We start from the raw sequence: 26,045 nt of genomic DNA, 5'->3' as shown, positions 1-26,045 counted from the left end.
AGTTGATGGGTTTTTTGTTGCATGATACACCAATCGGAATATAATGAATGTAATACCAACTCTAGGGTTGATATACTTACAAACGGAAAGATACTATGTCCTCAATCTTAAATGAATTTATTAACAAAAACGATGCTTTAAAGCTCAAATTATTATCCACACTACTGGAAAATAAACAAACCACTTTTGAGCTTCGCGACTTAACAAATCAGTTCAAGGTATCTGATTATTTGATCCGAGAATCACTTGATTCACTGAATAATGATATTAGTGTTTTATTTGGTTTTAACTGGATTGAATTAAAGCGCGGGATTATTTATCAAACTATGACATTGACGCGCTACCATTTGTATCAACTATCACGCTATTTTTTTGAATTATCCCCAATCAAATTATTATTAGAGCAACGCTTAATTTCTGGTAAAATGCCCAACTATAACTATATGGAATCCGAATATGGTTGGAACACCTCTTACTTTTTTATTCAAAAAAATACCCTATCGACTCTAATTGACCTTGACTCACCAGAAGCAGTCATTTCAGCGGCGTTTGTCATCTTCAATCATTACGACACAACGCCTGCTTTTGATCACTACATCAAAACAGCTAGTCAAGAGGTAAATCAATTTTTAATCTCTCAAGGCTATATCAATGCGCATGGTGCAGACAAAAAGCGCCTACTCATTAGTATTTTTTTGAATGAACTGACCCATAATCAAAAAATTTGCTCACCAATCATTCAACAAGAAGATCAACATATTCACGTTGATGACAAAATCCCAAACGCCATTAGTCAGCACTTAGCTATTCCTGAAGACAACTTTGTGCTTTGTCACTTACTAAGTGCTCTCAACATTTTTGATTTGTTAGAAGTTTCTGCCCCAATCGCTTTTACTGACTATGCTCAACCCATTTTGGAACGATTGTCAACGATTATAATGCCCAAATTACAGGAGCACATTCTGTCATGTACACCACAAGATGCTGAAAAAATTAGCCAAGCTGCCGCACGTTATTGCTTAAAGTTTACAACTAACAATCAATGGGCGCTTATATCACAAGAAAACATATCAACTCAATATTTTCAAGATATTTATCCTTCAATTTACTATTCAGTTGAGACAATGTTTCCTGCCATTAATTCACCTGAAGAGATTATACCTGCGACCTATTTAAACGCGTTTATTTTAAATATCATCAGCATTATTTTTTATTACATCGACATCACTAAAATTGACAACATTACGATTATCGTCAATTTTGCGGGTTCACCTTTTACGAATCATATGATTGAAGCGATGCTTAAAGATCATATCAGTCATGCCAGTATCAAATTTATAACAGAGTGGTCCTATGAAGAGGGCGACATTTATTTGTCTGACACACCATCTGATAGAATTGCTACACCACAGGTTATTTGGAAAAAACCCCCAACTATCAGTGACTGGCAGGCACTTGCAGAACTTATTATAAGGTTAAAGAAAAAATGACGAACAAGCAAAATAAAATCAATCGCCTTTATTATCTCTTAGCTTTCAGCTCGACCTTATTAACCGTCAACCAGCTCATTCCCGCGACAATTGCCCATGCAAATGTGCTAATCACACAAAATCACTGGACACAGCAACAGCTGACCTCACATTTTACAACCAATGGCTCTGCTGTCATTAAGGGCAACATTTTCACATTAACTGAAGATCAGTCAGCCCTGTCAGGGGCCGCATATCAAAATACGCCCATCGATTTATCACAAGATTTTTCAATGGCGCTTCAAGTTAATTTAGGTTCAAAAAATCAACAACGCGGTGGTGGCGACGGCTTAGCCTTTGCATTAGTACCATTTGATCATATCGATCAAGTCAATCATACAAACGGCGGCGCTTTTGGGTTGGGACGCATTGCCAATGTCTTTGGTTTCAAGCTAGACACTTTCTATAACGCTTCCGATGATGCTGGTTCCTTTACTAAAGACCCTGAAGAATTTGGCAAAACGCAAGGAAACGGTATCCCTTTTGGTGCTTTCTTTGGTTCAGATGAGACTGGCGTTATCCAGACATTTTCAAAAGATGCCAAAGAAATAGCGCAGCATGATACGAATGACTTTGAGCCACTTGAAATTAAGTACCAAGCTAGTACGCATACCATTCTGATTAACTATCAATCTAAAACTTGGTCATATAGAATCACTGACCAAAAGATCTTAGCGCAACCTATCTCTTTGGTCTTTTCGGCTTCAACTGGTGCGAATCATAACCTGCAACAAATTATTATTGATCATAACGATTACCACCCTTTTACTAGCTCATTAACTGTCAATTATCTTGACCAGTCGGGCAATCTGATTGCGCCTTCACAAAAAATTTCTGGCGCACTCAATGACACATACCAAACAAAGCCACTATCATTGCCCGGCTTTAAACTCGTGTCACAACCAAATAATACCAGCGGTATTTTTACTTATCATGATAACCAAAGCATTGATTATTATTATGAGCCCCTAACACAGTACGTTACGATTAACTTCGAATACCAAGGAAAAATCCTACGCAAGGCTATTTTTTCCGGACAAACCGGTGAACAAATTGATTTTTCACCAATAATGACCCTGACACAGTTGAAGGACTACACAATCTCTCAAACGGACTGGCCAGGAAGCTTTGTTTTGCCAAAGGACAATAACACCGCTTGGCATTTCACGATTCACCTCGCCAAAAAGCCTAGTCAAACAGTGATCAATCAGAACATTGCCCCACGCTCTGATAGTGCTGCAAACCCAATCCAAGCACTAGCACAGCTAGACCAAAAGACAAATCCAATCAGTCCACAAGCAACACCTCAGTCGTCATCAACTAGCCAACCAACTATTGAAAATACCACGCCTAAATCTGAAAGAACACCCAGCAGGAAACAATCACCCGCTGTCACAACCCCCAAAAAGAAACATGTGGTCTCCAAAAATCAACCATACGCATTATTTCAGGACACAGTAGGTGATTTTAACGAAATTGCTCAGCCTAATTTTCAACCAAGCCCAGCCAGTGAATCATCTTCATTTAGCCAAGTCGTCACACTATTAGCACACTACACGCTACTAGCCGAACGATAAGGTCATGATTTTATATCAAAAAACCTAAAAAAGCCACACATCTACTCTTTATCTTTCAGAGATGTGGGACTTATTTTTAGGTTTTTTGGTTTAATTCTTGTTAGTTTGATTACGACGACGTTTCCAAATATAGGCACCCAGAGCTAGTATGATAGCGACAATCAAAACAATCCACCACCAATTGAAGCCTTCGTCATGGACAATTGTAATATCCTTGGCATTCAAATCATTTGCTTCTTTAGTTGTAATAGTAAAGTTTTTCTTGAAATGCCAAGTGCTTTTTTCAGATTTAACAGTCATATCCATTGTATAACGACCCGCTTTAAAGGCATGTCCTTTTAAATTGATTGGGTAGTTAAAAATCGAACTTGGTGCAACCTTCATATCGCTCTTCTTAGCTTCGTATAGCACTTTACTGCTGTTGACACGCGTCACTTTTGATGTCACAGATACTTTCTTAAGATATGTTTCGGAAGTATTATGCAATTCGGAAATGATTGCATTGCGTGCATCAATTTGACCAGCAGTTACCTTAGCCAAATTCAATTTTTCAGTTACAGTTGAATCCTGTTTTGTTTGCAGCAACACACCAATTGCGTATGCATAACGATTTCGAATGGTGACACCGGTTTTTTTGTTACTACTGCTTTGAGTTGCTTCGGCTTGTGTCACCGTAATACCACCAGCCACAACACCATCCCAATTTTTATCAGGAATGGTCAATTTTACTTCTAATTTTTTTGAGCTATTGGCAGGGATTTCTATTGACTTAGGTAAAGTCGCAATTTTTGCCATATCAATTGGCGCCGACTGATCAAGTTTGTTCTTTGATGGGGCATATTCTACGACACCATTGACATTTGTGGTAGCAGCACTCACGGCTGTATTCACAGTTTGTGGCTTATTTGTGGTATTAACTACATTCACAACGAGTGTTTGTTGATCCTTTGGTTTAACTAACAAATCAAAATACGAAATGTCGTTTGAACGTTGATTTTCTGGCAGAACGGCGCTAACGCGCAAACCAACACTGTTATCTTCCGCATTAACAGTACTTAATAATGGTGCCATCGTTATTGCAGTCACTGCTAACATTAGTCCTATTTTTTTAAAATTCATCGCCTATTCCTTCTACATTAAAAGTTTATGCTTTTATTATAGCGAGTCATTGTGGCGTATCTTTGCGCGTTTTGTGAATTAATTAAGACCAAAATATAGACAAAAAAAATCAAGCAGCTCCACACCGCTTGAATTTCTTTTGCCTAACTTATTGTAGTACTTTAGCAGCTTCGGTTTTCACTTCGTCAGAAGACATTTTTTCAAATGCTTTCAAGTGCTTCAATGTTGACAAAGTATCTTTGTTACTGGCTTCCATGAAATGATTCCACAGCGCATCACGTAGTGGGGTTTTGTCCTCGCTCCAACTAAATACTTCATTCATTGGAATATCTAAAGTTTCAAATTTTTCATCTGCCATGATTTATGGCCCCCTTTACTTAACTCTGTTATAGTTCTTTTTTTGCAAGAATGCAACCATCTTAACTTGTTCTAGCTTGCTAACTATGTCACAATGGAGTATAAGAGAGGTCCTATACCATAGGATTACATGAACATGGAGGAGTTTAATATGATTCAGTTAACTGACATCAGCAAAAAATTCGGTACACATCTTGCCGTTGCTGATATGAATATGACTTTAACGCCTGGAAAAGTCATGGGTCTCATCGGCCAAAATGGCGCTGGAAAGACGACCACATTTCGTATGATCTTGAACTTTATTCAACCTAGTTCAGGCAGAATTTTGTGGGATAACCACCCAATCACCCAACTAGACAAACAACGTATTGGTTTTTTGCCAGAAGAACGTGGTTTATACCAAAAGCGTACCGTAGAGGAACAAGTTTTGTACTTTGCTGAACTACATGGTATGTCGCGTGCTGACGCCAAATCATCGTTAATTCAATGGATGAAGCGTTTAGATGTTGTTGGCAAACCAACAGATAAGGTTCAGACTTTATCGAAAGGTAACGCACAAAAAGTTCAGATGATTGCATCTTTGATTTTTGAGCCAGACTTCATTATTTTGGATGAACCTTTTTCAGGTCTGGATCCAGTCAACACCAGTCTCATGATGTCGGAAATCATCCGTATGCGTGATAACGGTGCTATGATCATTTTTTCAAGTCACGACATGAGTAATGTCACAAAAATTTCTGATGACCTAACAATGCTTAAAAACGGTAAAACGGTCTTGCAAGGACCCGTCCAAAATATCCGTGAACAATTTGGACGGACGCGCGTGTATGTTGAATCGCCAACAACAGCAACTGAATTGGCTGCAATTGAAGGCGTCGCCACTGTCACGAAACAAGGTACCGGCTTTGATTTGATTTTATCTGATGAAGCTGCTGGACGTCGCGTCTTTGACTTAGTAACGAGAAATGGCTATATTCCAGCATTCAGCCAACAACCACCGACATTAGATGACATTTTCCGTCAGGAGGTCGCTATTCATGATTAAACAACTTAATATTGTCATTAAAGATACGCTAAGAGCTAACTTCAAATCACGTGGTTACTGGATTTTGGTACTATCTCCCTTAATTTTTGTCGCCGTCATTGGTGGTGTCGCCTTTGGTGTAACACAATTGCAGGGCAACACAACGCCCACAGTGGCCGTTATCGGTCAAACCAGCGAACGAGCTACTTTTGTTCAATCAGCAAAGAATTTGGACATGAAGATATCCAAAATCACTAACGAAAAGCAAGCAGACAAAGCCTTAAAATCAGAAAATTTGGATGGTGTCTTAACTTTAAAGTCAGATTCAGCGACACTGACAACCCAACCAAAAAGTGAACAAGTACCAAAAGACGATATTGCCACTATTTTAAATCAACTCTCACAAGCCAAAAAGGCTACGCAGTACGGCTTAACTGCTGCACAGACCGCTGATTTCATGAAGCCGGTTAACTTCAAAACCGTTGTAAAACAAGCAAATCAGTCTGAAAGTGGTGCCAATACTGAGGGTGCGAATTACGCCATCGCAGTTGCAATTGGTGTGATTACGATGTTTGTGGTGATGTGGTATACCTCAATGATTGCCAACGCGATCGCCAACGAAAAATCGTCACGCATCATGGAAATTTTGTTGGCAGCCACTTCTGCTCGCATTCAGTATTTTGGTAAATTAATTGGTGTCTTTCTATTAGCCTTGACGCACATGCTGATTTATCTTATCGCCGGATTTGCTACAGTTATTTTTTTGAAAGACAATGTTTTTGTCAAAATGATTACGTCTAATCTGAATGGTGTGACAACTGGCTTTATGCTCTATGCGTTGGCCTTTATACTCATTACTGTTGCCTTATATTTGGTATTGACAGCGATGATTGCTTCGTTAATTAATGACAACGCACAAGTTCAACAAGCCGTTCAACCTATTTCATTTTTAGCTATGATTGGCTATATGTTTAGTTATTTCATGACGTTTATGCCTAATGACATCGCTATTCGCGCATTAAGCTACGTCCCATTTGTCTCACAATCCATGATGCCAGTACGGCTAGTCACACATGTTGAAGGTTGGCCCACTGCCTTGATTTCACTTGGTATTTCATTTATTTCCTTAATTCTATTAGCTTGGTTTGGCCAAGGTATTTATGCCAAAAATGTCTTATCATATTCAGACGAACCCATCATGAAACAAATTACCGGAAAGCTTTTGAAAAAATGATTACTAATTAACAGGTATTTTAACATGACTAACACCCCCTACTTTGTAACTGATCCACAATGGTTTCACTATGAAACGCACACAACGCCCAACGGTATGCCGTTTGAACGATTCGAATTAACATCGGCTGCCACACCGGCTGCCATTGACAGCTTTAAACAAACGATGCTGAGCGTTGCTCAAGATAGTGCTATCGAACCAGACAATCTCAATCAATTTCAGCAAGCATTAGCTGCTGCTGAGAAACAATTTTTATTTGAAGAAACTAACGACTTATCGTTAATTGCAAATCAGGCAGAACAAATTTTAATTGCAAGCGCCATTCGAACTTATCAACTATTAGAAGATGACTTTAGCGCACCAACAACATTTATTTTTCAACCAAGAATTGGATTTTTGTATCGACGCTTTTTAAAACAACATAATCAGCGTATTAACGATGAAACGCTCACCCAATTTATCATCGCACAAGACCAATTACTTAAATAATCAGTACAAAAAGAACCAGCTCACAAAATTGTGGCTGGTTCTTTTTAGACTTTAAATAAGTTGGGGCGCATGCGTTTGAATAACTCGATGACAATAGTTGGTAATACTGACAATACCAAAATTACTGCCCAGTGAGCAATTGAAAGCGCTGTTAAGCCGAATAATGTCTGTGTCAGTGGTACTAACGAAATAGCTAAAGTAATCAATGTCGCGATTATCGCCATATTAACTAGCGACTTATTGGCACCATAGCTGATTGCAAACAGCGTTTTTTCTGATCGAATATTAAAGACGTGCCAAATCGAAGTTAACGATAAGATGATAAATGCCATTGTTTGTCCAACTTGTTCATTAGGCTGTAATCCTCCTAATGTTAATTTTTGGCCAATCCAAATGGCAATTAGCGTCACTACCGCAAACAATATTGCATTCAACCCAATTTGTCGATCAAGCCCTTGTCCAAATAACTTGGCATTTTTGGGCATTGGCGGTTGGTTCATAACATTTGTCAACATTGGTTCTCGACTCAGTGCAAAACCCGGTAATCCGTCGGCCACTAGGTTGATGAACAGCAAATGAACCGGTAACAAAGGTGAACCCCAGCCTAACAACATGGCAATTAAAATCACTAATAGCTCAGAAATATTAGCGCTTAATAAGAAATTAATTGTTTTACGGACTTTAACATAAACACCACGTCCTTCAGAAATGGCGTTAATGATCGTCGCAAAATTATCATCTGTCAAAATAATATCTGATGCTTCACGGGCCACATCTGTTCCTGTTTCACCCATAGAAATACCTACATCTGCGGCTTTCAAGGCTGGTGCATCGTTAACACCATCACCAGTCATGGCAATTGTTGCATCCTGACGTTGCCATGATTTGATAATTCTGATTTTATCAGTTGGCGTCACACGTGCGTAAACACTGTAACTTTGTACGTTTTCATCTAATTCTTGATCGGACAACTTAGCTAATTCTGAACCAGTAATTGTTTGATCACCCTCACGCAAAATGCCAATTTCACGAGCAATTGCGCTGGCTGTTTCGACGTGATCTCCAGTAATCATAATGGTACGTACACCGGCTTGTCGTGCTTTTTCGACGGCTGGCGCTGATTCAGGTCGTGGTGGATCAATGATACCAACTAAACCAACCAAAGTTAAATCCTGCTCATAGAAATCTTGCGTTGGTTCTTCTGGCATGACATCAAAGTTTTTGTGTGTAATTGTTAGAACACGCAAAGCCTGCTCGCCGAACATTTTGTTCACTTGTTCAGCCCGTTGACGATCGCCATGTTTGACCATTGGCAATAAGACATCAAAAGCGCCTTTTGTGATTGCTATGTAGCCACCTTCTGGACGTTTGTGAACAGTGGTCATACGCTTTTTTGTCGAGTTAAATGGTACCTGATCGACAAGTGGATATTGTGATAAAAGCTGTTCACGTGAAGTTTCTGATTCAATGGCACGTACCAAGGCCACTTCAGTTGGCAAGCCGTCGTAGACCTTTTGATCATTCACTGATTTAACCGCCACATTGGTTGATATGGCGGCCAATGATAGCACCTCCTGAGCTGAAGTATCTAAACCATCAGCGATATCCAACAAATCGTCGTGCTGATCATGCCAAACTTTGCGAACAGTCATTTTGTTTTGCGTTAACGTACCTGTTTTATCAGACGCAATAATATTGGTTGTTCCTAATGTCTCAACGGCTGGCAAACGACGAATGATGGCGTGCTTTTGCGCAATCCTTTGCACACCAAGCGCCAATGTCATCGTCACAATAACAGCCAAAGTTTCTGGCACTACCGCAACTGCCAATGAAATGGCTGTCAAAAAGATATGCTTAAGATCCATGCCTTGCGCAATGCCTAGTCCCAAAACAATCACGGCAGCACCAATCGCTAACCAAGAAATGTTTTTCCCTAATTGCACTAAGCGACGTTGCAAAGGCGTCAACGGCGTTTTCGACTCATTACGCAACAGACTGGCAATTTTACCCATTTCTGTTTGCATACCAACAGCTGTAACCACTGCACGACCGTGTCCATTAACGATTGTGGTCCCACGATACACCATTGTAATCCGTTCACCTAAATCAATGTTATTGTCTGACTCAAATGTCGCATTCGCGTCTTTTTCAACAGGTAAGCTTTCGCCAGTCAGAGCCGACTCTTCAGCTTGCAGTTCAACCGATTCAATCAAACGCGCATCAGCAGCAATGACACTACCATTTTGGACAACTAAAACATCACCTAAAACGACGTCATCAGCGTCAATTTGCACAATATGACCATCGCGCAAAACTTTCACTTGGGTGCGGTTTAAATTTTGTAGTGCTGCTAACGAATCCTCTGCCTTACCTTCTTGAACAATAGCCAATGCTGAATTGATGACGACGATACCAACAATTAACAAACTTTCAAAGTAATTACCACTTGATTCTAAATAAGTCGCAACAAATGAAATCACCGCTGCAATCAATAAAATAATGGTAGCAACGTCATTTAAACTGAGTAATATTTTTTTAAATAATGAAACTTTTTTCTCAGCGTCAAATACGTTAGCACCATTTTCTTGCCGACTTTGTGTCACCTGTTGTGACGATAAGCCATTTTGCACATCAACTTGATGTGATGTTATTGTTTCTTTAATCCCCTTTCGGAACGCTTCCATTTAGTGTCCTCCTGTTGGTTTACTATTAATGGGAAGATTGTAAAACTACATCATGTAGCCATGACACGTTTTCCCCAGCGTTGTCATGTTGGCAGTTGCATACTATCTCGTGCAAGCACTTCCGTACAAAATGACTTTGATTGGATAAATCAATCGCTATCATGATGTGCTGTGCAAATAAAAATGAACCATCGTCATCTTAATTAGTCATTGCATTTGTTAATGTCACTCACTGTCAAAATTTAATTCTTGTGGATATCATGAGATAATGATAAAAAAGAATAAAAATGATTACTTTTATAATTAGTATGATACTTATATTGTAACATATATACCTAAACGTTGTAATATATCACGGAATTTTATAAAAAAATTCAACATCATTAAAAAAGATAGCGGCACATTGCCACTACCATCTGGATTAAAATATTACTTTAGTCAACACTTCTTTCGCGAGATTGCCACGTTCCCTTATCCATGCCAGCGTAAACCGACAATAACGCGGGTACGAACTGCGTAATAATCGTCAAAGGATTTACAATCCAATAAAACAATAAGTACAATGGCGCAAACATGAAGTAATCCATTTTACTACCATTATCATCAACTAATAGCGCAATAAATATTTGAACTGTTCCCACAACAATTTGTAAGGTCATGACAATCAACGATATCCCTATGGTCCCACCCAAGGCATAAAAGTCACCGCTCAAAAATTCTGTTAACAAACGATAGGCTAGATAAATTGACATAATCAACCATGAAAACGACCAAGCAATCGTTAAAAATTGATCAAATAACATCATAATAATTTTAGGACGCTTAAGTGATGTCAATAGATTAGTGAATAGCACCTCAATGCCACCTTTTGCCCAACGTTTTCGTTGACGATATAAATCTCTCAATGTTGTTGGCACATTCATATAAAATTTAACATCTGGGGCGAAACCAGCATCATAGCCATTCAAAGAGTGATCAAATGCTATACTAATGTCTTCCGTCGCGCGATCTTCTCTGAAACCACCAACCTCTTTTAAAGCAGCCATTGCATACAATGTCGTTGCGCCGGAATAAGCGTACATTGTGCCCGTCATAGCGACCTGAGCACGTTTGATGATACCAACTATGGAACTAAATTCGACAACTTGAGACTTTGCTAAAGCATTTTCACGATTGGCAACATCCATATTAGCTGTCACGCCGCCATAATTATGCCCGTAAAAATAGTCTAATAATCGTTGCACACCATTAGCTTGCAGAATCGTATCAGCATCAATTGAGAGCAAATAAGCAGTCTTATTTGGATCAGCTAATTCATCAATTAATTTGATTGCATAATTAAGACTATCAGCCTTCCCCTTATTTTCGTTTTTCGTGTATACTCTAACGCCCGCCATTGTGGCAATTTTGACGGTTTCATCATTACTGTTGTCGTCAATCACCATAATGTGATCGTTATCCAACCCTTGATTTTTGACTGACTGAATCGTTGTCAACAAGGTTTTTTCCTCATTATAGGCCGGAATCACAGCAAAAACTTCATCTAAATCATGATTTTGTTTTGGAAATTCATGATTTCTCTTACTCAAAATTAAATAAAAGAGTAAGCCACACGACCATTTGAGTGCCCCTAAAACAGGATAAATCGCTAATAAGATTAAAATGATCTCAATTGTTAGTAACATTTTTTGTGGCGCTCACTTTCTTCACCACTAAATTATGACTGAAAGTCATTAAAGCGGTATATAACAGCGTTACTGCAGTCGCTACCAAAATAACTTGACGGATTAATGCTACCGTATTCAAATTTGGATGAAACGGGAAACCAATACTATTGATAAATCCTTCTGATAACATCACATAAGAATGGTGCGCAAATATGACGAATAGTAGCCATACCATAGCACTCATGATAATTGCGCCAATCGTTAATCGTGTTCTTACTTTTTGTTTATTACTTTTTTCCATCTTAAATTCTCCATATTATTGTCAAATGCGATATCATTATCTTCACAAACACATCATGTGACCAAATTTATAAGTGCTTGTTTAACTAATACAATAATGATAACAATTGAATTTGAGCGATTGACGACCTGAAGACCAAGAAATTGTGAAGAGATAAGAATTAATGATGAACTATATGACTATTTTTAAGCGTAATAAATTTATTAGTTAGTTTCTCGGCAATAATGACATCAAAAAAAGTTTGACCTATTGCTTTGATACAACAAGTCAAACTTTTTAATTGTTGATGGTAATTATTGGTACCAACTATCAACTAACTTTTTGTGTTTTTTAATCCAATCAGCCGCCGCCTGTTTTGGTGATTTACCATTTTGAATTTCTAACATGACTGACTCCATATCGTCTTTTGTCCAATGGAATTTGTCTAATACTTGATAGGCTTTTGGATCTGATGATTTGAGTTTTTTACTAACAACCGTGTTAATTGTTTCTGCAGAACCAAAGGTGTTTTTAGGATCTGCTAAATACTTTAAGTGATACTTACCAAACATCCAATGTGGTGACCAACCCGTCACTACAATATCTTGTTTATTTTTATAGGCTTTAGCCAAAGCAGACACCATGGCACCAGATGATGATGATGACAAATTCCAACCCGAAAGGTTCGGATAAGCCTTCAACGTCTTCTCGGCAGTCGCCATTTCTCCTGCCCCAGGTTCAATACCAGTGATTGTTTTATTAGCTTGAGTGGTTAAATCACTAATTGAGTTTACTGACATATAATCAGGCACCACTAAGCCGGTTTTAACGCCTTTTAAGTTTGGTCCCAAAAGCGTCACATCATTTTTATATTTTTGATAAAGGGCTTTGTGAGTGTTTGGCAGCCAAGCGGATACCGAAACATCAACTTGGTTGTTTGCCAATGACTGCCATAAAACAGCGTTATCTAATGGTGTCAAAGTAACATCATAACCATGCTGGCGAAGTGATTCTGCCAAAACATTAGATGAAGCAACTTCAGAATCCCATTCGACGTAACCAATGTTAATTTTTTGACCAGTCGTTTGACTAGTTGTCATGGCATTAGCAACACCACCACCAACAATAGCCAGCAAAGCAACGACAATTGTCCAACGACGCCATGGCTTAAGTGGCGCTTTTTGTCCTGGCTTTGTATTGAACTTTTGTGCAAATCGGTCAATAATAATGGCTAAAATAACTAGTCCTAATCCATTCACAAAACCAGAACCAACATCAGCGTGTTGCACCGCCGACAAAACACCACGCCCAAGTCCAGGCGCACCAATCATAGAAGCTGTTACAACCATTGATAAGGCTAACATAATTGTTTGATTAGCTCCAGCCAGAATTGTATTTTTTGCATTTGGTAACTCTAACTTAATCAGCTTTTGCCAAGTGGTTGAACCAAATGAATCTGCAGCTTCAACTAAATCAACTGGTACTTGACGAATACCTAAATTGGTCATACGAACCATTGGTGGTAGTGCGAAAATAATTGAGGCAAACACGCCTGGTACAACACCAATACCGAAGAAAGCAACGGCTGGAATTAAGTAAACAAAGCCAGGCATTGTTTGCATAAAGTCCAAAATAGGTTGTACAACAGCTGCCGTTTTTGGCGATTTGGCCATTAAAATACCTAAAGGAACACCAATAATTAACGACACAACTGATGCCATCAATACTAATGTCACTGTATTCATCAAATCGGACCAAAGCCCTTGGTTGGCAATTAACATTAAGCCCAAAGCAGCAAAAATGGGGAAACCATATTTTTTAGTGGTCATTGCAAATGCTAACGCTGTGATACCAATAATCATCAATGGCATCGGCACCGCCATCAACGCATTTGTGATGGTGTCCATAATGGCTTGCCCAGCTTGCTGAATTGCATTGAAAAAACCAGACAAGTTGGTCGTCAACCATGAAACGAAACCACTAAGCCAATCTTCAAGCGGCAGTTTTGGAATATTTATCAGATTATGCGTTGTCATCACCGTCTCCTTCCGTATCTGCTAACGCTTTAAGCACAGCACCTCGAATGATAACCCCTCTCAAACGGTTATCATCATCAATAACAGCTACTGGTGTTTGTGCATCATAAATAATCGGCATGATATCAGATATCAATGTATCTGGCTTGACGGTCGGCATTTCAACAACAACATCAGCCAGTGGCAATTTGTCACGTCGAGCTGAAACCGCCGCTTCAGATGACAAATAACCAATAAATTGGCGATGACGGTTAACCGCCACAACACCAGAGACTTCTTCAGCAGACATTTTGCGTAGGGCAACTGTGGGTCCATCAACTGAGATATTAGAAGTTAATGCCGGAATCATAATGCTATCAGCCGTCAAAACCTTTGTGCGATCAACATCACCAACGAACGTTTTGACATAATCATTTGCAGGATTAGTCAAAATTTCTTCTCCAGTGCCGACCTGTTGCAACTGACCATCTTTCATGATGGCAATATGGTCACCAATACGCAACGCCTCATTCAAATCGTGCGTGATAAAAATAATTGTTTTTTGAACATTAGCCTGCAAATCTAATAATTCGTCCTGCATTTGACCACGTACTAGCGGATCTAACGCCGAGAAAGCCTCATCCATCAACAAAATGTCAGGATCATTGGTCAGTGCACGAGCTAATCCAACACGTTGTTGCATACCACCAGATAGCTGATTAGGATACTGATCCTTAAATGATAATAGTTGCGCATTATCCAAAGCCTGTTCTGCGCGCTGACGACGCTGCGCTTTTGGCACACCTTGAATTTCTAGCCCAAACTCTGTGTTTTCAAGTAAGGTACGGTGTGGAAATAAACCAAAGTTTTGGAAAACCATGCTCATCTTTTTGCGACGAATTGATAACATTTGTTTTTTAGTCAAATTCGTAATTTCTTGACCGTCAATAAACAATTGCCCATCTGTCGGTTCAATTAACCGGTTTAACAAGCGAATCAACGTTGACTTTCCTGATCCAGAAAGCCCCATGATGACAAATATTTCGCCCTCTTCAATTGACATGTTAATGTCGTAGACACCAACTGTACTCCCTGTCTTTTCGACAATTTCATTTTTGCTTTTGTTTTGCTTAACCATTTTGAGTGCCGCTTTAGGGCGCTTACCAAAAATCTTGGTTAAATGCTTAATTTCTACTTTAGACATTTTTTAGCATGCACATCACACAGTGATTGGGATAAAACAATACTGCGCGTGTCACATTCCTCCTTGATTCTTTTCGAATTTAACTATAAAATAAAGTGACAACCCATTGTAATTATCAGGTTGTTACTTCAAGTGACAACTTATATTTTTACACAAATTGCCACTTGTGTCAAATTTTTAATTATTAGGATAATATAAAATGCCCAAAATCAGAGAACCGCGTTACCGCAAAATTGCTTTTTTAATTGCAGAAAAAATTGTTAATAATGAATACCGTGTTGGTACCAAACTCCATGCGCGCTCGACGCTATCAACTACATTTGGCGTGTCTGCGGAAACAGCTCGTAAAGCAATTAATGTCTTGTCAGATTTGGATATTGTGCGTGCCGTTCATGGTAGTGGCGTCGAAATTTTATCACGGGAAAAAGCCAAGTCATTTTTGAATCAGGCAGCAGAAACAACTAATATTCAAAATATTCATGTTCAAATCAACGATCTCATTGACGAGCAAAAATCGGCACTTGATAATTTATCAGGTGCATTATCAATTTTGTTTGAACAAACGCAACGTGTGCAACAACACAATCCTCTCACACCATATGAATTAGTGTTAGATCAAGCAAGTCCAAAGTTAAATCAATCAATTGGTGGGCTAAACCTTTGGCAAAATACCGGCGCCACTGTCATCGGCATTTTGCACAATGAAGATCTGATTGTTTCGCCTGGCCCTTATGCTGTCATTGAGTCCGGCGACACTTTATATTTCGTTGGCAATGATACTAGTTATCAAGCCGTCCAACATTTCTTCTATCAATAAAACATTTCACATGAAAAGCGGTCGCTAACATTAGATAGCGACCGCTTTTGTCTTTATAAAATCAACTGGTTGACATTACCAGATATATTTTTTACCAGATGGCATTACTTCTTTCTTACTTGGTAAATGTTTCAATACCCAAAGATTTCTGATGGCAAAGAAGATGGCAACGATACCTACCACATAGAACCATGGGTTATTAGAAATTGAGAAGTAGGGACTGACGAGCGCCCACATGTTGGTTGGTAAAAATGAATTAATAGTACCAACTAATATGACAAGGGCCAATCCCCACGATGCCCCAACCTGCGTACCTCGCTTTTCCCAGTATAACCCTGGCATAATAGCCATTAAGATATTAGTGAAAATATACCATTTAAACATTGCTGGATCATTCATAAATACTCTGAATAAGTTGACAGTGACAATCATTACAATTACCCAGCCTGTAACTCGTTGCCACGCTTCTTTGATAGAGATGTCACCCCATATTTCTTCCCTCTCAACATAGACACACATAATCAGATTATAAACTTCAAACAGCGACCATATGACTTCTGCTATTGCTGCTGCAGTAAATATCCAAAAACCACCAACGGCATGCGAAGCAGTAGCAAACACAATTATTCCCATTGAGTCAATTGCGAAATAATAGGAATGCATCAATATATTATACGGCGAACTCCCCTCGACCTTTAATAGTAGAAAACTATAAATGTATTCAATAAAACCTATGGCAAAGGTCAACCCACCAATCATCAGCACTAAATAATAGTGCGGATTACTTGGACTAAAGGCTTTCACAAATTGAGATAGTTGATAACCTGTGCCATTATAACTTGCAAAAATAGCATTAAAAAAATCCCACATGACAAAACACTTCCTTTATTTTTATTATATGTGTAGTATCATATACTTTAATTAAAGGACTTTAGCAACAAATAATCAGAAAGTGTGTATTAAAAATGGATAAACGCGTTTTACAAACAAAAACAGCATTACGGCAGAGCCTGTTCGATTTATTAGAAAATCAGACGTTAGATAAGATTAGCGTTGTCGATTTATGTCAAAATGCAGCCATAAGTCGTAGAACTTTTTATATTCATTACAGCAAAATTTCAGACATTTTTGATGAATACCAATATGAAATATACGAAACTGTGGTCAATAACTTGAATCATTCCCACAACACACCCCAGTCTTTAGTCGAGACTGTTGATCGTATTTTAAAAAGCAACTTTGTTGGATTCCGTCAACTTTGTTTGAATAATGCGCACTACAAATTAGTGCAGCGATTGGAAGAATTATTATTAGTGTCACTAAATGATTCACTTAATATACAAAATGAACAGCAGAAATATCTCGTTAATGTCTATATTTCTTCTGGGTTAATCAAATCCTATATCACTTGGTTCAAAAGTAATGGGCGGATAACTGAAGCAACATTAAATGAAACAAACAAAAAGATATTTAGCACACTGATTGCACTCAATTGATAAGTGATGACATTTGTCAACAAATGCATCACTATTTTAGTAGCAAAATTAAACTACAACAGCTGTTGCAAGAGCCAAACGCATCATATCCTGAAATGCAGTCTCGCGCATTTTAGCATCAGCGTATTTTTGAGTCACTAAATTGTCACTCACTGTCAAAATACTGAGTGTTTGAACATGATATTTAGCGCCAATCAAGAATAAACCAGCTGACTCCATTTCGACAGCCATAACACCATACTGCGCCAATTTATGATTATCAATTTCATCATTATAAAAACGATCAGCAGCAAAAATATTACCAACGCGCACAGGAATATCAAGTTGTTTAGCAGATTGATGTGCCTGACACAACAACTCAAAACTAGCTAAAGGTGCAAAAGAGATTGCCTGTCCAAAGGTTGCTTGTAAGACATTGGAATCTGTTGACGCCCCTTCTGCTAACAAGACATCCCCAATTTCTAGCTCAGGTAACAATCCGCCAGCTGTACCGACACGAATTATTTTTTTGACCCCAAAATCTTGAATTAGCTCTGTGGCATAAATTGACAATGACGGAATACCCATGCCAGAACCTTGCACGCTAACCCGCACGCCTTGATAAGTACCTGTATATCCAAACATGTTACGAACCGTGTTGTATTGGGTGACATTTGCCAAAAAATTTTCAGCGATAAACTTTGCCCGTAAGGGATCGCCCGGCAACAAGACGACTTCTGCAATGTCACCTTGTTTTGCATCAATATGTGTACTCATTGTAATTCTCCTAAAAAACTTGTCCCATTATCTAGTTGCCCACCGAAATTTTCCAAAACCGTTGCCCCAAGATCAGCAAATGTTCGGCGTCTGCCTAACGTCTGTCCGCATTGAGTCAGTCTTGGTGAATAGCTCAATAAGGGTACGACCTCACGTGTATGATCAGTACCCTGAAAAGTTGGATCGTTGCCATGATCAGCTGTAACCATAATAAGATCGTCCTGATTCATCTTGCCTAACACATCACCAAGTTCTTGATCAAATGCCATCAAAGCATGTCCAAAACCAATCGGATCTCTGCGATGCCCGTACATAGCATCAAAATCGACTAAATTAGTAAACACAAAACCATTAGGTGTCGTGTCCATCACATGCTGCAAATGAACCATGCCATTGTCATTGCTTTCATTATGATAAGCCGTATCAATTCCCTCACCGGAAAAAATATCCTGAACTTTACCAATGCCAACCACAGGTACACTCATTTTTTGTAACTTTGTTAATACCGTTTCCCCAGTGGGTTTAAGAGAAAAATCACGACGATTGGCAGTCCGTTTAAAATCACCTGCATCATGACCCACAAACGGTCTAGCGATTACACGCCCGATTTGATATGGCGGCTGATTTACTAAAGTACGTACATATTCACAAATTCGGTACAGCTCAGCTACCGGCACAACGTTTTCATGCGCTGCAATTTGTAACACCGAGTCTCCAGATGTGTAAACAATCAGTCCCCCAGTCACCATCTGTTCTTCGCCATAATCCTTGAGCGCTTCTGTCCCCGAATAAGGGCGATTCAACAAAATTTTTCGATTTGCAAATTCAGAGATTTTGTTGATCAGCTCATCGGGAAACCCATTCGGAAATGTCGCTAAAGCTTGCATAACAGGCAAACCCATCATTTCCCAGTGACCATCCATACTATCTTTGCCAGCGGATACTTCTTGCATAGTACCAAAATCACCAATGGGTTGACTTTCGACGCTAACACCCTCAAGACCACCATGATGCAAATTTGCCAATCCCATTGCTTGTAAATTGGGCAAATGAAGCCGACCATGATACACATGCGCAACATGCCCAATCGTATCAGAACCAACATCATTAAAGCTAGCTGCATCAGGCGCTGCACCAGCACCAACTGAGTCTAAAACAATGACCATAATTCGTTTGAAAGACTTCATGCGTGCACCTCCTTTGTCATGTGATGACTGACGCTGGGATAAGATTTTTGCGTACCACGTGTCATAACCGACAATGCAGCATAAGCATTGGCTTGAATAATCGCAGTTTCAAGTGACTCGCCTCGAGCAAAATAATGTGCAAATGCCCCGACAAACGCATCACCTGCACCAGTGGTATCAATGGCATTGACATCTTGACCATCAACTAATGTTGCTTCTTGACCTGCAGTTATCCAAAGTGCGCCACGGTCGCCCATTGTCACAATGACATTTGCCACGCCAAATGACAACAATCGTCGCGCAGCAGCTTTGGTTTCCTGAACTGTTGACACTGGCATTTTGGTAATGGCAGTTAATTCAGATTCATTAGGTATTAGGTAATCCACAGCTGGTAAAACATCCAACGGTAATTTATGAGCCGGTGCAGGGTTATATATAATCGGAATATTATATTTTTTAGCCAAATGAATGGCCTTAATATTAGTTGGCATGGGCACCTCTTGTTGCAACACAATAACCTTTGCCCGTTTTATCAAGTCGATTTTATCCAACAATACTTCTGGTGTGAGTTCAGTGTTTGCACCCTGCACAACCAAGATACGGTTGTCACCATTACTTTCAACAAAAATTGGCGCCACGCCGTTGCTCTGATGCCCTGTTAATACACCACTGATGTCAATATGATTCGCCACGAAATTGGCGCGTGTTTCTACACCAAAATTATCGTTGCCAACACACGTTAGCATTGCGACCTGAGCGCCTAATCGACTGGCAGCTACTGCTTGGTTAGCACCTTTTCCGCCAAATCCCATTTCAAAGCTTGGTGCTTCAACTGTCTCGCCTTTATGAGGTAAACGATCAACATAACTGATTAAATCCATTACGTTTGATCCAATGACTAATACATCAATATCTTTTATCATATTATTCTCCAATTCCAGTCGTAACCGTAAATGACTGTGTTTTACCAGGCGCAAGGTGAATTAAAGTGCCTGCCTGACTAGCAGCGTTATGCCCATCTGGGTGACTCGTACCTGGAATGGCAAATGCCGCTACTTGTTGATCAGGATTGTGTAACAACCATCTCGTAACAAACGGTAATTCTTTTGTGTTAAATGACGTAACACATGTCGGTCCATTTGGTAGTGACATTTTAAAAACAGCTCGGTCAACTAACGGACGCAAATCTGTTGACATGTAGACAATTTCTGGATCAAAACGACTACCATCATCTAGCACCTCAATGACATCACCACTTGCTTGCAGTTCTCTGTTAAATGCCCGCCAGTTGGCTGTCGGCTTGACATGGGCTGGAATTGATCGTCTTAATTTCAGTGCATTCTCTGGTACGTTAGCTGACATCGTGGCGCCATTAACATAGCAATAATTGAGATGATTCAAATATTGCAACGGCATAGTTTGATAGTTGCTGAGATTAGTCACTTTTAATCCAATATCTATCAATGCTGAAGCTGCGTGCATGATAGCAGTATTATGGGTTCGATAATGATATCCAAATCCTTTTACATACTCATACTCGCCGCCAATTATGATATTATCTTGGTCAAATTCTAAATAAATATGGTCAAGCTTGGTCATCGGATATTCACCATGTAATGGGTGCTGATCTGTCTCACTAGGCGTACCGCTGGCTAAAACGCCGGATGTAAATTGAAACATACCATACGTATCAGTCACCTGCGTTCCTAAATAAGGTTTATCAAATGCCGATGCCATTTTCAGAGATAATTGATCAAAAACGGCATCCCAAATCATGAAACCTTGAAAAGGTAGTATCACAATGTAGCCACGATTATTACTTATTTTCAAACCAGCAACGCCTGTATCATATTGCATGGTCGTCACCGTAAAATGCTCATCTTGATAAATGTTATAAGGTTCTTGGTCAAATAATTTCTCCGGCAAATTGATTCTTTGTGTCATGCTGTTGTGCCTCTCTTTCTTGCCGCACCATTGTCTTGGCAAACCAAGCGACAACGGCAAAAGCGATTAAATCAATACTGAAACTTGTAGACATATCCGTCATATCAGCGACAGCACCTTGTATCAGTGGCAAAATCGCGCCACCAACAATACTCATAACCAAAATAGCACCGGCTGTCTCACGATGAGCTGGCACCTGAACCGTCTTAATCGTTTCCGAATAAATGGTTGCCCAACCCGGTCCAAACAACCCACTCACTAACACTAAGGCATATAATGCTGAAACATCATGTGCCAATGTGACGTAGAGCAATGCCACAATACCCATCACACCGTACGACAGAAGAACATGACCTGCACCAAATTTTGGGATTAACAAGTTGGCAATAAATTTACCGACAAAGAAAGCAACATAGGCATAAATCATAAAATTACTAGCATATCGTTCATTAAAATGACTATTCAACGTCAAAGCAAGCCGAATCGTAAAGCTCCAAACTGCTGTTTGCATACCAACATAGAAAAATTCAACCAGAATGCCTTTTGTAAAAGGTTTGTTTTGCCATAAATACTTGAGTGTGTCAAAGAGTTTGGCATTTGGGTGTCCGGCAGTTAACGGCTGGTGTTTTTTCTTTGGATATTGCGTCAAGATCAAGATAATAAAAGCGACCCCCAACACCACAAGTAAGAATTGATAAGGCAACAATGTGTGTGCCAAGGCTTTGTGGCCAAATGAGAGCTTTTCGCTGGCGTTCATTCCTGCCATCTGTTGCGCCAAGCTTTTCCCATTGCCAAAAATAAGATATTTTCCCAATATAATACCTAAAATCGATCCCACAGGATAAAATGTTTGCGAGATATTGAGTCTCAGAGTGGCATGTTGCTTAGGACCTAACAAGCTAGAATAAGTATTGGCACTAGTTTCCAAAAAACTTAATCCTGTTGCCAAAACAAATATTGCAATCAAAAATACGCTATATGTGCCCATTTGACTGGCTGGAAAGAATAATAGCGACCCAACCATATACAGTCCGAGCCCAATTAAAATTGAAACTTTATAACTCGTCCTTTGAATCACGCGACTGGCTGGAATAGCCAATACAAAATAGCCCAAGTAAAATGCACTTTGTACAAATGCGCTGGCAACATTTGACAGCGTAAACACTGCTTTAAATTGCGTAATTAAAATATCGTTCAAACTGGCTGCAGCCCCCCATAATGGAAACATGAGTGATAGTAAAATAAACTGAAAAGGGGGTGTTTTATTCAGGTAGCCATCTGCCTGAACAACTGCTTTTGTTTTAAATATTGTCATTATTTTTTCCTCCAATGTCACTATTCACCTAGCATAGTTGACCTTTTTTGAGCGTACAATGACAATAATCGTCTTCACAAACATTTGTTCGCAATACAACGCACTGCTGTTCCTCAAAAGCTAGTCATGACATTGTATTTTTTTCACAAAGTGCTTGCACACTAATGTTCATTTCCTAATATTTATAAGAATAGTAGTGATGAAATCTAGTTTATTAAGCATTTCATTATCATTATATTATTTGGCTAATAAACAATTGGGACACCCACATATTGACATTTAAAAAACAGAATCGCTATTAAATCGGCTTTGTACATTTATTCACATTGTAATTAAAAAAAATTTTTTTATTTTTGAATAATTTCCTACTATTTTTTAGAATTGTTCGTTTTTAAAAATATTCTCAACTTATTATAAATTACAAAAAAAACAGGTTTAGTTAGGATTAACTAAATCTGTTTTTTCAACTAATTCGCTAGGTTAGTTGTTATTTTTTCTTTTCAATAATGCTAGCAACCCTAACAAAGTTGTCAAAATCAAACCACTTATTACAACATGGTCATTATTTTGTGACGCACTCGTTTTTGGTAACTGCTTGTCTGTGTTTTCACTATGATCGATATTGACTGGTTGACCATCGTTATTAGAGCTAGCAACGGGTAGCACAACCTCTTGTGTCGTTGTTGGGTTACCCTTGATGTCGCTAATTGGAGATTTTTTATTTGTTTCTACCTTGACAACAATGACAACATCACCACCTGCATCCGGTACAATTACCGAACCGTATGGGGTGTTAATCGTGGTTCCTGGTGTGACTGGTCCGTATGGTATCTCTGGTCCCACTGGGTTGCCATTTTCGTCTTCTGGCACGATGTTACCAACTACTACATATTCAGGTTGGTCAACAGCTGCCTTGACTTGGATAATGATATCACCACCGTTAGCTGGTACTTCAACATCGCCATATGGGGTGTCAATCGTGGTTCCTGGCGCGACTGGTCCGTATGGTATCTCTGGTCCCACTGGGTTGCCATTCTCATCTTGAGGCACGATGTTGCCAACTACCACGTATTCAGGTTGGTCAACAGCTGTCTTTTCATAAACAGCAATACCGGGAACTTCGGTAGCAACTGTGATAATAATATCACCGCCATTAACTGGCACTTCAACTGGACCATAGGGTGTATTGATGACAATTCCAGGTGTTTCTGGTCCATGGGGTGTTATAATTGCGGGATTTGGTTCGAGTGGACCATATGGAATTTTTGGTCCAACTGAGTTACCATTTTCATCTTCTGGCACAATATTACCCACTAACACATATTCAGGTTGATCAACGGCTACCTTAACTTGAATAATGATATCACCACCATTGGCTGGTACTTCAACATCACCATATGGTGTGTCAACTGTTGTCCCTGGCTTAACTGGTCCGTAGGGTATCTCTGGCTCCACTGGGTTGCCCTTTTCATCTTCTGGCACGATGTTACCAACTACCACATATTCAGGTTGGTCAACGGCAGTTGACATGATAATGTTTTCACTTACCGATGTTGAAGCTGATGCGCTATCACTTAATGATGTTGATATTGATGTACTATCACTTAATGATGTTGATATTGATGTACTGTCACTTACTGACGTTGATGTGCTATCACTCAATGACGTTGACGTACTATCACTTACTGACGTTGATGTTGATGTACTGTCGCTTACTGATGTTGACGTTGATGTACTGTCGCTTACTGATGTTGATGTCGATGTGCTATCGCTCAACGATGTTGATGTTGATGTACTGTCACTTACTGACGTGGAATCACTGTTTGAGATTGAGTCGCTCTTTGACGTGGAATCACTGTTCGAGATTAACTCACTCTTTGACGTGGAGTCGATGTTTGAGATTGATTCACTCAATGATGTTGAATTGCTCAAACTTGCTGATTCACTTGATGTCGAGTTACTCAATGATGTTGACGTTGATGTGCTATCACTCAACGATGTTGACGTTGATGTACTGTCGCTTACTGATATTGATGTCGATGCACTATCACTTACTGATGTTGATGCCGAAGTACTGTCACTTACTGATGTTGACGTTGATGCACTATCACTCAATGACGTTGACGTTGATGCACTATCACTCAATGACGTTGAAGCTGATGTACTATCACTCAATGATGTTGAAGTCGACGCGCTGTCACTTAATGATGTTGACGTTGATGCACTATCACTCAATGACGTTGAAGCTGATGTACTATCACTCAATGATGTTGAAGTCGACGCGCTGTCACTTAATGATGTTGACATTGATGCACTATCACTCAACGATGTTGAAGCTGATGTGCTACCACTCAATGATGTTGAAGTCGACGCACTATCACTTATTGATGTTGACGTTGATGTGCTATCACTTATTGATGTTGACGTCGATGCACTGTCGCTTACTGATGTTGATGTTGATGCACTATCACTCAATGACGTTGATGCTGATGTACTATCACTTAATGATGTTGATGTGCTGTCGCTTACTGATGTTGATGTGCTATCGCTCAACGATGTTGACGTTGATGCGCTATCACTTACTGATGTTGAAGCTGATGTACTACCACTCAACGATGTTGATGTCGATGTACTGTCACTTACTGATGTTGAAGCTGATGTACTATCACTTAATGATGTTGATGTCGATGCACTGTCGCTTACTGATGTTGATGTGCTGTCACTTAATGACGTTGATGCCGATGTGCTGTCACTCACTGATGTTGAAGCTGATGTACTACCACTCAACGATGTTGACGTTGATGCGCTATCACTTAATGACGTTGACGTCGATGCACTATCGCTTACCGATGTTGACGTTGATGCACTATCACTTACTGACGTTGATATGCTGTCGCTTGCTGATGTTGACGTTGATGCACTATTACTTACTGATGTTGAAGCTGATGTACTACCACTCAACGATGTTGACGTTGATGTACTATCACTTACTGATGTTGAAGCTGATGTGCTATCACTCAACGATGTTGATGTTGATGTACTGTCACTTACTGATGTTGACGTTGATGTGCTACCACTCAACGATGTTGATGTTGATGTACTGTCACTTACTGATGTTGAAGCTGATGTACTATCACTTGCTGACTCACTTGATGTCGATTCACTCAATGATGTTGAGTTGCTCAAACTTGCCGACTCGCTTGATGTCGATTCACTCAATGACGTTGAATTGCTCAAACTTGCTGACTCACTTGATGTCGATTCACTCGTACTTGCTGATTCAGATTCCATTGGAACAGTTGCATCAAAGACTGGCGCAACAACACTATAAGTTGGTATTACTTCTGAAGA

At 39.4% G+C, this 26,045-nt stretch carries 22 protein-coding genes; 8 read left to right on the top strand and 14 right to left on the bottom strand.

The genetic code is table 11. The annotated features are described in order from the left end of the window. Window positions 1–95 precede the first annotated feature (95 nt). Together FF105_RS01465 and FF105_RS01460 are read left to right on the top strand one after the other, a co-directional pair. Entirely contained in the window at window positions 96–1,490 is a 1,395-nt protein-coding gene (locus tag FF105_RS01465) for a hypothetical protein (protein ID WP_010280004.1), read from the top strand. After that, window positions 1,487–3,106: a lectin-like domain-containing protein gene (locus tag FF105_RS01460; protein WP_010280006.1), complete on the top strand. Its 1,620-nt coding sequence runs from the start codon at window positions 1,487–1,489 to the stop codon at window positions 3,104–3,106. The genes FF105_RS01465 and FF105_RS01460 overlap by 4 nt, the downstream gene beginning before the upstream one ends. A gap of 90 nt (window positions 3,107–3,196) precedes the next feature. Here FF105_RS01460 and FF105_RS01455 read toward each other — a convergent pair whose 3' ends face one another. Both FF105_RS01455 and FF105_RS01450 read right to left on the bottom strand, forming a co-directional pair. Beyond that, window positions 3,197–4,225 carry a DUF916 and DUF3324 domain-containing protein gene (locus FF105_RS01455; protein ID WP_010280007.1) on the bottom strand — a complete coding sequence of 343 codons (1,029 nt, stop codon included), beginning with the start codon at window positions 4,223–4,225 and terminating at the stop codon, window positions 3,197–3,199. Between the two features lie 148 nt (window positions 4,226–4,373). Beyond that, window positions 4,374–4,583 (bottom strand): P8 family protein, encoded by a 210-nt coding sequence (locus FF105_RS01450; RefSeq protein ID WP_010280009.1) that lies wholly within the window; start codon window positions 4,581–4,583, stop codon window positions 4,374–4,376. Window positions 4,584–4,733: 150 nt separating this feature from the next. Between FF105_RS01450 and FF105_RS01445 the strand changes: the two genes are divergently transcribed. Genes FF105_RS01445 through FF105_RS01435 form a run of 3 tightly spaced genes read left to right on the top strand, consistent with a single transcriptional unit; the run spans window position 4,734 to window position 7,329 of the window. Further along, window positions 4,734–5,627 carry an ABC transporter ATP-binding protein gene (locus FF105_RS01445; protein ID WP_010280011.1) on the top strand — a complete coding sequence of 298 codons (894 nt, stop codon included), beginning with the start codon at window positions 4,734–4,736 and terminating at the stop codon, window positions 5,625–5,627. After that, window positions 5,620–6,840, top strand: coding sequence for an ABC transporter permease (locus tag FF105_RS01440; RefSeq protein ID WP_290046154.1), 1,221 nt, complete (start codon window positions 5,620–5,622; stop codon window positions 6,838–6,840). The genes FF105_RS01445 and FF105_RS01440 overlap by 8 nt, the downstream gene beginning before the upstream one ends. A gap of 24 nt (window positions 6,841–6,864) precedes the next feature. Then, window positions 6,865–7,329: a hypothetical protein gene (locus tag FF105_RS01435; RefSeq protein WP_010280014.1), complete on the top strand. Its 465-nt coding sequence runs from the start codon at window positions 6,865–6,867 to the stop codon at window positions 7,327–7,329. A gap of 44 nt (window positions 7,330–7,373) precedes the next feature. Here the strand turns inward: FF105_RS01435 and FF105_RS01430 are convergent, their stop codons facing one another. The 5 genes from FF105_RS01430 to FF105_RS01410 all read right to left on the bottom strand — a co-directional run bounded on the left by FF105_RS01430 (window position 7,374) and on the right by FF105_RS01410 (window position 15,179). Next, window positions 7,374–10,013 carry a cation-translocating P-type ATPase gene (locus FF105_RS01430; RefSeq protein WP_147651036.1) on the bottom strand — a complete coding sequence of 880 codons (2,640 nt, stop codon included), beginning with the start codon at window positions 10,011–10,013 and terminating at the stop codon, window positions 7,374–7,376. A 434-nt stretch (window positions 10,014–10,447) separates the two neighbouring features. Then, window positions 10,448–11,698 carry a glycosyltransferase gene (locus tag FF105_RS01425; RefSeq protein WP_010280022.1) on the bottom strand — a complete coding sequence of 417 codons (1,251 nt, stop codon included), beginning with the start codon at window positions 11,696–11,698 and terminating at the stop codon, window positions 10,448–10,450. Beyond that, a complete protein-coding gene (locus FF105_RS01420) occupies window positions 11,682–11,981 on the bottom strand; it encodes a hypothetical protein (protein WP_010280025.1) in 300 nt (99 codons plus the stop codon). The genes FF105_RS01425 and FF105_RS01420 overlap by 17 nt, the downstream gene beginning before the upstream one ends. 293 nt (window positions 11,982–12,274) lie before the next feature. Next, a complete protein-coding gene (locus FF105_RS01415; protein WP_010280029.1) occupies window positions 12,275–13,996 on the bottom strand; it encodes an ABC transporter permease/substrate binding protein in 1,722 nt (573 codons plus the stop codon). Next, window positions 13,983–15,179 (bottom strand): quaternary amine ABC transporter ATP-binding protein, encoded by a 1,197-nt coding sequence (locus FF105_RS01410; protein WP_010280032.1) that lies wholly within the window; start codon window positions 15,177–15,179, stop codon window positions 13,983–13,985. Before FF105_RS01410 ends, FF105_RS01415 begins: the two co-directional genes overlap by 14 nt. A 199-nt stretch (window positions 15,180–15,378) precedes the next feature. Here FF105_RS01410 and FF105_RS01405 point away from each other — a divergent pair, with 199 nt between their 5' ends. Then, complete coding sequence (locus FF105_RS01405; protein ID WP_010280036.1) at window positions 15,379–15,996, top strand: TrkA C-terminal domain-containing protein; 618 nt, start codon at window positions 15,379–15,381, stop codon at window positions 15,994–15,996. 75 nt (window positions 15,997–16,071) lie between these two features. Here the strand turns inward: FF105_RS01405 and FF105_RS01400 are convergent, their stop codons facing one another. Next, window positions 16,072–16,866, bottom strand: a complete 795-nt coding sequence (locus FF105_RS01400) for a hypothetical protein (protein ID WP_010280038.1) — start codon at window positions 16,864–16,866, stop codon at window positions 16,072–16,074. A gap of 95 nt (window positions 16,867–16,961) precedes the next feature. Here FF105_RS01400 and FF105_RS01395 point away from each other — a divergent pair, with 95 nt between their 5' ends. Then, window positions 16,962–17,492, top strand: coding sequence for a TetR/AcrR family transcriptional regulator (locus FF105_RS01395; protein ID WP_010280040.1), 531 nt, complete (start codon window positions 16,962–16,964; stop codon window positions 17,490–17,492). 48 nt (window positions 17,493–17,540) lie between these two features. On the opposite strand, the gene deoD is transcribed toward FF105_RS01395, so the two are convergent. The 6 genes from deoD to FF105_RS01365 all read right to left on the bottom strand — a co-directional run bounded on the left by deoD (window position 17,541) and on the right by FF105_RS01365 (window position 24,224). Next, window positions 17,541–18,248, bottom strand: coding sequence for a purine-nucleoside phosphorylase (deoD, locus tag FF105_RS01390; RefSeq protein WP_010280042.1), 708 nt, complete (start codon window positions 18,246–18,248; stop codon window positions 17,541–17,543). After that, window positions 18,245–19,435, bottom strand: a complete 1,191-nt coding sequence (locus FF105_RS01385) for a phosphopentomutase (protein WP_010280045.1) — start codon at window positions 19,433–19,435, stop codon at window positions 18,245–18,247. The genes deoD and FF105_RS01385 overlap by 4 nt, the downstream gene beginning before the upstream one ends. Continuing rightward, the gene (gene rbsK, locus FF105_RS01380) at window positions 19,432–20,358 is read right to left on the bottom strand and encodes a ribokinase (protein WP_010280047.1); all 927 of its coding nucleotides are present in this window, start codon (window positions 20,356–20,358) and stop codon (window positions 19,432–19,434) included. Before rbsK ends, FF105_RS01385 begins: the two co-directional genes overlap by 4 nt. Window position 20,359: 1 nt before the next feature. Continuing rightward, a complete protein-coding gene (locus FF105_RS01375; RefSeq protein ID WP_010280050.1) occupies window positions 20,360–21,379 on the bottom strand; it encodes a DUF4432 family protein in 1,020 nt (339 codons plus the stop codon). Further along, complete coding sequence (fucP, locus tag FF105_RS01370; RefSeq protein ID WP_010280053.1) at window positions 21,342–22,694, bottom strand: L-fucose:H+ symporter permease; 1,353 nt, start codon at window positions 22,692–22,694, stop codon at window positions 21,342–21,344. Before fucP ends, FF105_RS01375 begins: the two co-directional genes overlap by 38 nt. Window positions 22,695–23,174: 480 nt before the next feature. After that, window positions 23,175–24,224, bottom strand: a complete 1,050-nt coding sequence (locus FF105_RS01365; RefSeq protein WP_187241152.1) for an LPXTG cell wall anchor domain-containing protein — start codon at window positions 24,222–24,224, stop codon at window positions 23,175–23,177. Between FF105_RS01365 and FF105_RS01360 the strand changes: the two genes are divergently transcribed. Further along, on the top strand, window positions 24,223–26,025 hold the full coding sequence (locus FF105_RS01360; RefSeq protein WP_290046141.1) for a hypothetical protein: 1,803 nt from the start codon (window positions 24,223–24,225) through the stop codon (window positions 26,023–26,025). The genes FF105_RS01365 and FF105_RS01360 overlap by 2 nt on opposite strands. The last annotated feature ends 20 nt before the right edge of the window (window positions 26,026–26,045 follow it).

This window comes from Leuconostoc sp. UCMA20149, assembly GCF_030400235.1.
Taxonomy (GTDB): Bacteria; Bacillota; Bacilli; order Lactobacillales; family Lactobacillaceae; genus Leuconostoc; species Leuconostoc pseudomesenteroides.
The sequence above is the reverse complement of the archived record's forward strand: the minus strand, read 5'-3'. Positions and strand labels throughout refer to the sequence as shown.

Coding starts and splice junctions, on each gene's coding strand:
- FF105_RS01465 (WP_010280004.1), top strand. CDS start 96: ATGTCCTCAATCTTAAATGAATTTATTAACAAAAACGATGCTTTAAAG.
- FF105_RS01460 (WP_010280006.1), top strand. CDS start 1,487: ATGACGAACAAGCAAAATAAAATCAATCGCCTTTATTATCTCTTAGCT.
- FF105_RS01455 (WP_010280007.1), bottom strand. CDS start 4,225: ATGAATTTTAAAAAAATAGGACTAATGTTAGCAGTGACTGCAATAACG.
- FF105_RS01450 (WP_010280009.1), bottom strand. CDS start 4,583: ATGGCAGATGAAAAATTTGAAACTTTAGATATTCCAATGAATGAAGTA.
- FF105_RS01445 (WP_010280011.1), top strand. CDS start 4,734: ATGATTCAGTTAACTGACATCAGCAAAAAATTCGGTACACATCTTGCC.
- FF105_RS01440 (WP_290046154.1), top strand. CDS start 5,620: ATGATTAAACAACTTAATATTGTCATTAAAGATACGCTAAGAGCTAAC.
- FF105_RS01435 (WP_010280014.1), top strand. CDS start 6,865: ATGACTAACACCCCCTACTTTGTAACTGATCCACAATGGTTTCACTAT.
- FF105_RS01430 (WP_147651036.1), bottom strand. CDS start 10,013: ATGGAAGCGTTCCGAAAGGGGATTAAAGAAACAATAACATCACATCAA.
- FF105_RS01425 (WP_010280022.1), bottom strand. CDS start 11,698: ATGTTACTAACAATTGAGATCATTTTAATCTTATTAGCGATTTATCCT.
- FF105_RS01420 (WP_010280025.1), bottom strand. CDS start 11,981: ATGGAAAAAAGTAATAAACAAAAAGTAAGAACACGATTAACGATTGGC.
- FF105_RS01415 (WP_010280029.1), bottom strand. CDS start 13,996: ATGACAACGCATAATCTGATAAATATTCCAAAACTGCCGCTTGAAGAT.
- FF105_RS01410 (WP_010280032.1), bottom strand. CDS start 15,179: ATGTCTAAAGTAGAAATTAAGCATTTAACCAAGATTTTTGGTAAGCGC.
- FF105_RS01405 (WP_010280036.1), top strand. CDS start 15,379: ATGCCCAAAATCAGAGAACCGCGTTACCGCAAAATTGCTTTTTTAATT.
- FF105_RS01400 (WP_010280038.1), bottom strand. CDS start 16,866: ATGTGGGATTTTTTTAATGCTATTTTTGCAAGTTATAATGGCACAGGT.
- FF105_RS01395 (WP_010280040.1), top strand. CDS start 16,962: ATGGATAAACGCGTTTTACAAACAAAAACAGCATTACGGCAGAGCCTG.
- deoD (WP_010280042.1), bottom strand. CDS start 18,248: ATGAGTACACATATTGATGCAAAACAAGGTGACATTGCAGAAGTCGTC.
- FF105_RS01385 (WP_010280045.1), bottom strand. CDS start 19,435: ATGAAGTCTTTCAAACGAATTATGGTCATTGTTTTAGACTCAGTTGGT.
- rbsK (WP_010280047.1), bottom strand. CDS start 20,358: ATGATAAAAGATATTGATGTATTAGTCATTGGATCAAACGTAATGGAT.
- FF105_RS01375 (WP_010280050.1), bottom strand. CDS start 21,379: ATGACACAAAGAATCAATTTGCCGGAGAAATTATTTGACCAAGAACCT.
- fucP (WP_010280053.1), bottom strand. CDS start 22,694: ATGACAATATTTAAAACAAAAGCAGTTGTTCAGGCAGATGGCTACCTG.
- FF105_RS01360 (WP_290046141.1), top strand. CDS start 24,223: ATGATAATGTTTTCACTTACCGATGTTGAAGCTGATGCGCTATCACTT.
- FF105_RS01365 (WP_187241152.1), bottom strand. CDS start 24,224: ATGTCAACTGCCGTTGACCAACCTGAATATGTGGTAGTTGGTAACATC.